This is a genomic window from Kitasatospora sp. NPDC048545, assembly GCF_040651155.1.
Lineage (GTDB): Bacteria > Actinomycetota > Actinomycetes > Streptomycetales > Streptomycetaceae > Kitasatospora.
Genome location: NZ_JBEZIQ010000014.1, coordinates 177,661 through 188,039, shown reverse-complemented (window position 1 = coordinate 188,039; position 10,379 = coordinate 177,661). Strand labels below are relative to the sequence as shown.

General features: G+C 72.8%; 8 protein-coding genes and 1 pseudogene. 5 read left to right on the top strand and 4 right to left on the bottom strand.

Features of this window, described 5'->3' with window-relative positions; all coding sequences use genetic code 11:
• Together AB0D10_RS16495 and AB0D10_RS16490 are read left to right on the top strand one after the other, a co-directional pair.
• Positions 1-439 (top strand): annotated as a pseudogene (locus AB0D10_RS16495) (hypothetical protein); the annotation flags it as partial.
• On the top strand, positions 436-1,785 hold the full coding sequence (locus AB0D10_RS16490) for a nucleotidyl transferase AbiEii/AbiGii toxin family protein (RefSeq protein WP_360256396.1): 1,350 nt from the start codon (positions 436-438) through the stop codon (positions 1,783-1,785). The pseudogene AB0D10_RS16495 and the gene AB0D10_RS16490, both read left to right, overlap by 4 nt.
• Positions 1,786-2,038: 253 nt before the next feature.
• On the opposite strand, the gene AB0D10_RS16485 is transcribed toward AB0D10_RS16490, so the two are convergent.
• The 4 genes from AB0D10_RS16485 to AB0D10_RS16470 all read right to left on the bottom strand — a co-directional run bounded on the left by AB0D10_RS16485 (position 2,039) and on the right by AB0D10_RS16470 (position 5,600).
• Positions 2,039-2,899, bottom strand: coding sequence for a DUF3592 domain-containing protein (locus tag AB0D10_RS16485; RefSeq protein WP_360256394.1), 861 nt, complete (start codon positions 2,897-2,899; stop codon positions 2,039-2,041).
• A gap of 169 nt (positions 2,900-3,068) precedes the next feature.
• Positions 3,069-4,169, bottom strand: a complete 1,101-nt coding sequence (locus AB0D10_RS16480; RefSeq protein ID WP_360256392.1) for a hypothetical protein — start codon at positions 4,167-4,169, stop codon at positions 3,069-3,071.
• A gap of 165 nt (positions 4,170-4,334) precedes the next feature.
• Entirely contained in the window at positions 4,335-4,760 is a 426-nt protein-coding gene (locus AB0D10_RS16475; protein ID WP_360256390.1) for a hypothetical protein, read from the bottom strand.
• 87 nt (positions 4,761-4,847) lie between these two features.
• Positions 4,848-5,600, bottom strand: a complete 753-nt coding sequence (locus tag AB0D10_RS16470) for a flavodoxin family protein (RefSeq protein ID WP_360256387.1) — start codon at positions 5,598-5,600, stop codon at positions 4,848-4,850.
• Between the two features lie 232 nt (positions 5,601-5,832).
• On the opposite strand from AB0D10_RS16470, the gene AB0D10_RS16465 reads away from it, so the two are divergent.
• From AB0D10_RS16465 to AB0D10_RS16455, 3 genes are all read left to right on the top strand, one after another.
• The gene (locus tag AB0D10_RS16465) at positions 5,833-6,246 is read left to right on the top strand and encodes a hypothetical protein (protein ID WP_360256385.1); all 414 of its coding nucleotides are present in this window, start codon (positions 5,833-5,835) and stop codon (positions 6,244-6,246) included.
• A 58-nt stretch (positions 6,247-6,304) separates the two neighbouring features.
• Positions 6,305-7,210: a LysR family transcriptional regulator gene (locus AB0D10_RS16460; protein ID WP_360256383.1), complete on the top strand. Its 906-nt coding sequence runs from the start codon at positions 6,305-6,307 to the stop codon at positions 7,208-7,210.
• Positions 7,211-8,103: 893 nt separating this feature from the next.
• Complete coding sequence (locus tag AB0D10_RS16455; RefSeq protein WP_360256381.1) at positions 8,104-10,188, top strand: transglycosylase domain-containing protein; 2,085 nt, start codon at positions 8,104-8,106, stop codon at positions 10,186-10,188.
• Positions 10,189-10,379: the final 191 nt, after the last annotated feature.

The window sequence follows — 10,379 nt, the reverse complement described above, 5'->3', positions numbered from 1 at the left end:
CTTTCCCTACCCGCCGCCCTCCCGATCTGCCCCGGCCCCGGCCCCGGCCCCGGCCCCGGCCCCGGCCCCGGCCCCGGCCCCGGCCCCGGCCCCGGCCCCGGATCCGGATCCGGATCCGGCGGCCGACCGTGCCCGTCGCGACGGTCTGGCCGCACTCGTGGAGCGGCACGACGCGCACCTGTCGCGCAACCCGCGCCGGGTGCGCGAGGACGGCCGGCGCGAGTGGTTCGTGACCCAGCGCTGCCGCCTGGTCGGCCTGGCCACCGCGGGAGACCGGCTGGACGCGCTGCTGCACGACCTCGCCGCCGACGGCCGCGACGTGGTGTCGGTGGAGCGCGAGTTCGTCGTCGTGGACAGCGACGAGGCCCTGGACGCGGGGTGGATAACCGAGCACGGGCGGCACCGTGCCGGTCCGTACGGAGAGGGAGACCCGAGATGACCGACGATCAGGTCCGGCCGGAGGCCCAGGACCAGCCCGAGCCCCACGCCCGGCCCCGGCACCGGACGCCCGTGGCGTGGGAGGAGCTGGAGTACGGGCCGTGGCAGGACGTCGTGCTGCCCGGGCAGCCGCCGTCGGAGGACGTCCGCGAGGGGCAGGACCTGCCCAGGAGCATCCGGCCGATCGACGACGAGGCGGTGACCCAGCAGCCGGTCTTCGACCCCGCGCTCGCCGGGTACGGTTGCGCCCTCCGGCCCAGCGAACCGGCCTTCGCGGACCCACAGGTCGCCGACCGCTGGCTCGTCGCGCGGCGCGAGGCGCTGAACACCGTGCTGTCCGCCGTCGCCGGCTCGCCGTGGGCCGACCACCTGGTGCTGCGCGGAAGCATCCTGCTGCGGGCCTGGTACGGGGACGAGGCACGGGAGCCGGGGGACCTGGACTTCGTGGTCCGTCCGGTGGAGTGGCAGTTGGAGGACGAGCGCACGGACCGCATGTTCGAGGAGCTCGCCGCCGGTGCCGAACGCCTCTCGGGCACGGTGCGGCTGCACGCCGACCAGGCGGTCAGCGACGAGATCTGGACGTACAGCCGGATTCCCGGGCGCCGGCTCGTCCTGCCGTGGTCCGCACCGGGCGTTCCGGGTGGGACGGTTCAGCTGGACTTCGTCTTCACCGAGCACCTGCCCGTTCCGCCGGAGTCCTACCGGCTCCCCGGCGTCGCCGGCCCACTGCTCGGCGCCACGCCGCAGCTCTCCCTTGCGTGGAAGGTCCTCTGGCTGGCCTCCGACAACCACCCGCAGGGCAAGGACCTCTACGACGCGATCCTGCTCTCGCGCACCGCCGAGGTGCCCTACGACCTGCTGCGGGAGGTCTTCACCCGGTCCGAGGAGAGCTGGTCGCGCTGGCCCCTCCTCCCGCAGCAGATCAGCGGGCTCTACGTCGACTGGGACGAATTCGCCAAGGACTACCCGCAGTTCGCCGCGCCCGTGGAGGAGTACCCGGCACAACTGCTCGCCGCGCTCAACCCGACCTTCGCCGATCACGGCGAGTACGCGCTGCGCGCCCGGTGGCTGGCCCCGCTGACCGAGGAGCTTGCGGACGTCCTGGCGGGCGAGGGCATGGACGAGGTCCAAGGGCGCATCGCCCAGAGCCACTTGAGCCCGGACAACATCCTGGTGGTCACCAGCGAGCTGCTGGGCGGCGACCTCGACGGTGCCCGGCGTGCCGCCACCGACCACCCCGGCAGCCGGTCGGAGCGGCACACCCGCAAGCTGGCTGAAGCCGCCGCCCGCTATGCCGCGGAGCGGGCCGGTGACGGTTCGGCGGGCGGCACCGCCGCCGACGGCTGACGCCGGCGCGAGCCGCCCCGGGCGGCGGCCCGCCGTTCGCGGGGCGGGTGGCCGGTCCCGGTGCCGCCCGCGGTTCCCCGGGCGGCGGCCGGCCCCGACGGCTACGGTGCGTAGCAAGACACGTCTGCAGCGTAGTGCGCCGAGCGGTCCCGGGTCAGGAGAATCCTGATGGAGGGTCATGCGGGCGCCACGTAGGGGAGAAGGGCGGGCGCTTCCGAGGCAGGGGCGCGGGGGCGGAGCCGTGCGCGGCGCGTCAGAGCAGTACCGCCCCCACGACGGCCGCTGCCGCGATGACGACGAGGCCGACGACGTTGACCGTGACATCCGTCCGCTGGGAGCGGCGTCGGGCTTCGAGGTCCGGGGTGAAGTCGGCCGGGTCGGCCGGCGAGTAGTGGACGGTGAGTTCCCGGCCGTGCGAGCCGGCGGGGTTCGGGAGCCCCTCGGTGCAGTGGGCGGTGACGGCCGTGCCCTCGCGGGTGGTGAAGGCCACGACCGGCGTGATGGTGGTCGTGGTTCCGCCCTCCGCGTCGCTGCTGACGTCCTTGAGGACGGCGATGACGCGGCCCGGAACGGCGACCATGGAGTCCGTCGTCTCGCGCCGGCGGTGCACGTCCCGTACGTTCCCGGGGAGATGGCAGGCGATGGTGACGGCCCACGGCCCGCAGACGCCCACCAGGGCCCACGGCCAGCCCCAGTCGATCGCGGCGATGACCACCAGGCCGAGGTAGCCGAAGAAGAGCGCGGAGTTCGGCCGGCCGAGCCCGCGGCCGACCGGTCCGAGGTCGGTGCTGAACCGGAAGGCGTGCGGCCTGCGGGGCGGGTAGCTGACCTCGATCTCCCGGTCCGTCCACGCGGCGGTGATCCTCTCGCCGCGGTCGCCGTCGTTGGTCACGGTGACGTCCTGCCCGGTGGACGGGTCCCGGTAGGAGACGACCACCGATATCCCGCCGCGGTGGGAGCCGCCGTGCCGGGGCTCGCGCACCCGCTCGATCCGCCCCCTGACCCGGACCGCCCGCTGGGCCTTGGTCATCCCGGTCAGCGACCGCCCGTAGCCGACCAGCGCCACCGCGCCGAGCACGGCACACCACAACGCCACGAACCCGTGCCAGTCCATGCGCCTTTCCTCCTGTTCTCACGTCACCTCGAAACCAAGGGTCCTGATGCCGGTGGACCGGTCGCCGAGCCCCGCGCGCAGCGGAACGCCGAGCCCCGCGCGCCGGAACGCCAGCTCCGCGCCCACCGGCGGGCCGCGCAGCCCGGGTGTGCCCCGCCGGGCCGCGGGATCAGTGCGCCGGGCTGCGCCGCACCACGGTCCCCTCCGCGTCCGCCTCCAGCAAGGCCGCACCCCCGGTGCCGGTCACGGAGACCCTGAGGGTGAGGGCGCCGGTGAGGCGGTCGGCGGCGAGCTGCCAGGTCTGCGCGGCGCCGATGCCGAGCGTCGTGCGGGCCTCCTCGACCAGGGCGGGGACGCGCTCGAAGGGCAGGGAGCGCGGGTCGAACTGCGGGGCTCCGGTGCTGGTGGGGGCGAACACGACCGACAGCAGGCGGTCCTGCACGACGAGGGTGAGCGCCTGCGGCGCGTTCTTGCCGTCGAGGAGCGAGTCGACGGCCCCGCGCAGTTCCCCCGAGTCGAGCATCGACCGGCCAGGACCGAGGGTGACCGTGCCGGAGCCCGGGATCACGAGGGAGGTGGACACCGTGGAGGAGACGGACGGCTCCGCGGCGGGCGGCTGCGTCGAGTCGTCCCGGTCGAACAGGTCGGCGCGGAAGAGCAGGACCACGGCGGCGGCGCCGAGCAGCAGGGCGAGGAGCGTGACGAACCCGACGGCCCGGCCGTCCCCGGGCTCGCCCGGCACGGCCGGCCCGGGAGCCGAGTCGATGCGCGCCCCGGCCGCCCGTTCCTCCCACACGGGTGTCGGCCGCTTGACGATCGTCACCCGCCACGGCCGGTCCGGCGGGTACTGGACCACCAGGACGCCGCGTGGCCGGTAGTCGGGGAGGTCGACCAGGTTGATGTCCTGAGTGATCTCCACCCGGTACGCCGGGGCGTCGTCCGGCGTCACGGTCAGGTCGAACCGCACCGGCACGTCGCTGTACTCGCTCGTGCGGGCCTCCATGGCCTCGATCACCGCGAGCGCCGTGTGGGGCGCGACGGCGGCCTCCCGGGCGCGTCGCGGCGCGCCGGCGGCGAGGACGAGCAGGCCGTAGGCCACGGGCAGGGCCACTCCCGTGACGACCAGCGGCACGTGCTCCAGGATGCAGCCGACGGTGAAGGCGGCGAGCGACACCCCGATCACACCACCCGTCAGGAACCCGCCGGCGAAGGCGAGGACGCGGGCGGCCGGAGCCCGGTGCGTTGGCGGAGCGCCCGTGGTGACCGTCATACCGGTGATTGTGCCGGGGACGGGTGACGGCCGACAGACCCCGGGCACACCCTTCCGCGATCCGGCGCGCCGGAAGGGCGTCCGGCGGTCTGTCGGCGGTCCTCCGGCCGCCACCGGTGCCCCGGGGCTCCCCGCGTGCGGCTCCGTGCGGGACGGAGTGCCCGCTCAGAGCGTGGTGGCGCCCGGGTAGTGGCGCCGGAGTTCGCCGAGCACGTGCTCGTCGGCGGCCCTGACGTCCCAGAGGGAGCTGTCCACCTCGGTCAGGATCACCGTCGGCCGGTCCCCGCCGGTCGCGTCGTCCCGGCTGAACCCGCGGGCCTCGGCGTCGATCAGCTGCACGCCGGGGGCCACCAGGGAGAGCAGCGTCAGGGTGTCCATCCCGTCGTCCGCGGAACGGCGCTCCAGCTCGGCGGTGAGGTCCCACGTCTCCTCGCACTCGACGCGCCACCGCAGCCCCAGGCCGAAACTGCCGAGGCGGACCAGCAGTTCGGCCAGCGTCACGTAGTGGGTGCCCTGCCACGCGCGGAAGGTGATCCCCGGCATCTCCGTCGGCTCCGCTTCCGTTCCGGCCTCGGTGGTGTGCTTCGACATGGGACCCCCTTCGTTCGGGATCACACACTAGGTCCTGCCCGGACCGTGCGCGCTGTCCGGCCCGTGCGCGCGGACCGGCCCGCGCGGTCAGCCGACGGGCAGTGCCGCCGGTGCGTCGTCGGTCTCGCCGCGGTCCCGGCCGGCCCTGAGGGACGCCGACAGGTCGCGGGCCTCGTGCTCGGTCATCCGCGGCGTCTCGTACGGCACGGCGTTGACCCACCGCTGGGTCAGCCGGGCGATCCGCTCGCCGTACCGCTGCGCGGTGATCAGGTCGCCGCGCGATCCGGCCTGTTCCGGTCCCCGGTCGGCGTGGCTCTGGCTCATCAGGCCCAGCCAGGAGCCGAGCCGGTTCACGTCGTCGCGGGAGCCGCCGCTCCAGTTGTTGCCCGGGAGGTCGCCCACGCCGACCCACTGCATGCCCAGCTGCGCGGCGAACACCGCCAACTGCTCCAGGACCGACTGCTTGTCGCCGCTCTGCGAGGCGGACATGGTGAACCCGCCGGCCAGCTTGTCCTTCCACCCCTGCGTGACGAACGGCGTGAACGCCGCCTCCATGAACGCCTTGAACACCGCCGACACGCTGCCCATCAGTGTCGGGCAGCCGAAGACGATCGCATCGGAGCGCTCCAGCAGCGCCATCGCCCCGGCGTCGTGCCACCGGCCCGCGACGACGTCCTCGGGCCGGACCTCGACGAGGTGCACGTCGGCGCCCGGCACCAGCCGCGCCCCGTCGGCGAGGTGTTCGGCGAGGACCCGGGTGTGTCCGTGCACCGAGTGGTAGACCACTGTGACCGTGACCGCCGGCGCGTCCTGCGTACGGTCAACGTCCTTGACTGCCATGACTGTTCACTGCTCTCTGGTGGTGGGGAAGGCCCTGGATCGCCCGAGCCCGGTCCCCGGCTTGCGGCTGCCCACCCATCTCAGCCCGCGCGCCCCGCACCATCAACGCCGAACTCCGGACCGCAGCGATCGGCCGCACCGATCGATCGCGGTCCGCGCCCCTGCGGCGGCACACGTGCGGGATCCTCCGGGCCGGTGGCCGGGCCGGTCGCGATGTGAAAGCCTCACGACAATGGCTACGGAGACCGAGGTGGGGGAGCTGCTGCACCGGCGCGGCTGGCGGACGGTGTTCACGGTCGCCGACATGGTGGGCGCGTGGGACACCCTGGTGACCTCCGTCGAGCACGGCTACGACGACGACATCGACGAGTACACCAACGACCTCTACTGCAGGAACTGGCTGCACGAGGCGTGGCTCCCGCTGGACGAGCACGTCGTCCGGATCTGGACCCCGCGGATCAGGGCGCTGGACGACCGGTACCGGGCCGCCACCGTCGACGACGACGGCCAGGCACTCGAAGGATTCCACCGGTTGCCGGGCCCGGACCTGTGGTGGTGGCGGCGACACCCCCGCATCCTCACCGGAGACCTCGGGCGCTCCCTCCGCTCGGCCGGCGCGGTCGGCACCGACCCGGAAGCGGTGTGACGACGGACGGACCCCGGGCCCGCGCGGGCCACGGGGCAGCAGCCCATAGCCTGCTCCCGTGGACAGGATCGAACTCGAAGCATTCGTCGCCGTCGCCGAGGAACTCCACTTCGGCCGCGCCGCCGCACGCCTGCACCGGGGACAACCCACCGTCAGCGAAGCCGTCCGGCGGCTGGAGAACACCCTGGGCGGACGGCTGTTCCACCGCACCAGCCGCCGTGTCTCGCTGACCGGCCTCGGCGAGGCGCTCCTGCCCGACGCCCACGCCGCCCTCGCCCAGCTGCGCCGTTTCCAGCAGCGCGGACGCGCCCTGGCCGCCGGTGACGAGACCGGCACCACCCTCGTCGTCGGCCACGCCGAGTACACCGGGCACCAGCTGCTGCTGCGTTGCCTGCCGCAACTGCGCGACGGCTTCCCCGACGTGACGATCGTGCCGGAGCCGATGCCCACCACCGCGCAGCTCACCGCCCTGCGGGCCGGGACGATCGGACTGGGCGTCGGCTGGGCGACCGGTGACATCACCGGTGTCCGCGCGCGGGTGCTCTCCACGGAGCGGTTCGTGGCACTCGTCCCCGCCGCTCATCCCCTCGCCGGGCAGTGCGAGTTGAACGCCGTCGAGCTCTCGACCACCGATCTGCTCACCTGGCCCCACCAGATCAACAGCGGTCTCTGCGACCGCCTGCTCTCGGCCTTCCGGATCGGCGGGGCGGACCTGCGCATCATCAGGACCGCCGACAGTGTGCACGCCATCGCCGCCCACGTTGCCGCAGGGACCGGCATCGGCATCACCGTCGAGTCCGCGGTCGACCATCAGCCACCCGGCCTGCGCGTCATCCCCCTCACCGGCCCGTCGACCACCGTCGACCAGGTCGTCCTCACCCCCGCCGAGCCGTCGGACGCCGCCACGGCTCTGCGCGACCTGCTCCTGCGGGCTTCGGCGCAGCCCGCCCCCACCGACCGTTGAACGGATCCGCCCCATCGCTCAGCGGCTGACCCGTGGCCTCGACGACAATCGGGGCAGGAACTCCAAAAAGGAAATGGAACCCCATAGCGCCGGCCCGGACCGCGCCGGATATCTCGACCGTACCTGCGCCGCTACTCCTCGTGTTCCGGATGTGCGGCACTGGTTCCGCCACCAACTGCCTGCCGGATGCGTGGTGGAAATCCGGGGATTCACCGGGCCATTCGCCGCGGGCCGCAGGTGTGCTTTGCGGGGGTGTGGGGGCGGGCCGCCCGGGCCGGGCGGCCTCGGTGCGGGATGCCGGTCCGGCCGAGGTCCCGGGTGGCGGGGAGCCCCGCCCCGGGGCGGGGCCTGCGGTGGGCGTCCGGTCGGGCGGGCGTCGTCGTCGGCCGGGCGGGGGAAGGGTCGCCGGTGGGCCGGGGTGCGCTCCACCGCCCCGCACGGGCCGAACCGGGCGCCCGGGTGGGGTGGGTGGGCGACGGTCGACCTCTCGCGGGCCGGACTGGGCGGCCGCGTGCAACCTTTTGCCGACTCAGGGCATCAGACTGATGGAGGGCTGCGGGAGCGGACGCGCGGGGAGGGCCGGGGGAAGGGGCGGGGGAAAGGCTGCGGGAGCGCCGCCGTGCGCGGAGTCTTCACATCCGGTGCATTCACCGAATTCCTCCATGCCCATTCAGTTCGTATACGACTCTCCGTGTGGAGTCGACTTCCGGAACCTGTTGCACAGCCGTGACAGTCGCCTGCGAAAAATCGTTCGACCGGCGACCTCTGCGGGTTAGCATTTCGGAATGGAATCGAACCTCCCCCCGATTTGGAATTCGTCCGACGCTGCGGAACCCCGCCCGTCCCGCAAGTCGCCGCTTCGGCTGGCCCGCTTCGGTGCGACCTTCCTGGGTGTGAGTGTCGTCTCCGGCGTCCTGCTGGCGGGCCTCGTCCTGCCCGTCGCCGGCGGCATCGGGCTGACCGCCAAGAGCACGGCCGAGGACTTCGATGACATCCCCAACGACTTCAAGACCCCGCCGCTGACCCAGGCGACGCAGATCTTCGACGCCAAGGGCGGGCTGATCGCCAAGGTCTACGAGCGCGACCGCACCGTCCTCACCGCCGACCAGATGTCGCCGTTCATGCGGCACGCCCAGGTCGACATCGAGGACGCCCGCTTCTACGAGCACGGCGCCGTCGACCTCAAGGGCATCCTCCGCGCCATCAGCAAGAACGCGGAGACCGGCACCACCTCCCAGGGCGCCTCCACGCTGACCCAGCAGTACGTCAAGAACGTCAACGTGGAGCAGGCCGGCGACGACAAGGGCGCCGTCCTGGAGGCCCAGCGCAAGACCCTGGGCCGCAAGATCCAGGAGCTGAAGGTCGCCATCAAGCTGGAGGAGGACCTGCCGAAGGACCAGATCCTCACCAACTACCTCAACATCACGTACTACGGGAACGGCGCCTACGGCGTCGAGGCCGCGTCCCAGCGCTACTTCAGCAAGAGCAACAAGGACCTGACGATCGCCGAGGCCGCCCTGCTCGCCGGCCTGGTGCAGAACCCCTACCAGTACAACCCGAAGCAGTTCCCGCAGGACGCGCAGGCCCGCCGCGACGTGGTGATCGGCAAGATGCTGGAGAACAAGCACATCACCGCGGAGCAGGCCGCGGAGGCCAAGGCCGCCCCGCTCGGCCTCAACTACAAGGACCCGCAGAACGGTTGCATCACCGCCCAGGCCGGCATGGGCTTCTTCTGCGACTACGTCCGCCACGTCGTCAAGCAGGACCCGGCCTTCGGCAAGACCGCCGAGGACCGCAAGAAGTTCTGGAACCAGGGCGGCCTCAACATCCACACCACGCTGGACCCCGACAAGCAGGCCGCCGCCCAGAACGCGGTGAGCGGCAACGTGAAGGTCACCGACAGCGTCTCCGCCGCCGCCACCATGATCGAGCCCGGCAGCGGCAAGATCCTCGCCATGGCCCAGACCCGCCCCTACGGCCTGGACACGAACAAGAACCAGACCGTCGTCAACCTCAACGTCGACCAGGTGATGGGCGGTGGCAACGGCTTCCAGCCCGGCTCCACGTTCAAGCCGATCGTCGCGGCCGCCGCACTCGAAGCGGGCATACCGGCGACCCAGGAGTACTCGTCCCCGAACAAGCTCGAGTACCCGACGATGAAGACCTGCGAAGGGACCTGGAAGAACGACGGCCGGCCCAAGACGGTGGTGCCCAACGAATCCGCCGGCGAGAAGGGCCCCTACCAGCTGAAGATGGCGATGGCCCTCTCGGTCAACACCTACTTCGTGCAGATGGAGCAGGAGGTCGGCCTCTGCGCGGTCAAGCAGATGGCCAACAAGCTCGGCATCACCAGCAAGGCCAGCGGCAAGCCGCTGGAGGAGGTCCCCGCGATGGCCCTGGGCGTCGAGGAGATGAGCCCGCTCACCATGGCCAACGTCTACGCGACCTTCGCCGCGCAGGGCACCCACTGCGCCCCCGTCGCCATCGACAAGATCACCACCGTCGACGGCAAGGACGTCCCCGTCCCGGCCGGCCGCTGCGAGAAGGTGTTCTCCGACCAGACGGCACGAGCCCTCAACACCGTCCTCAACGGCGTGACCGAGAGCGGCACCGGAAAGGACCTCGGCCTCGACGGCAACCGTCAGATCGCGGGCAAGACCGGCACCTCCGACCGCAAGCGGGCCGCCTGGTTCAACGGCTACACCCCGCAGCTCGCCACCGCCGTCTGGCTCGGCGGCCCCGCCGGCGGCGTCGAGATGCGCAACATCACCATCAACGGCAAGTACCACACCGAGGTGTTCGGCGCCGACGGCCCCGGCCCGATCTGGCGGGACGCCATGAACCAGGCCCTGCGCGGGGCACCCAAGCAGTCCCTGCCGATGGCCGACATCCCGGACCCGGTCACCAAGCCCGACCCCGCCAACACCGGGAACACCACCGACGCGCCGGCCACCACCCCGACCGGCCAGCAACGCTGACCACACCTCGGCGACACCCCGGCGACGCCCCCCCCCCGCGGGGAGTCCCTCGGCCGGGGTGGTGACGCCGGGCTCCGGAACCGCATCCGGAGACCGGCGTCACGCGTCACCCGGCCGGTGCGGGCACCCGGTAGATTGCCCCGGGGCCGCCGCCCGGCCACCCCGCCGCCCGGCCACCCCGCCGGCAGGCC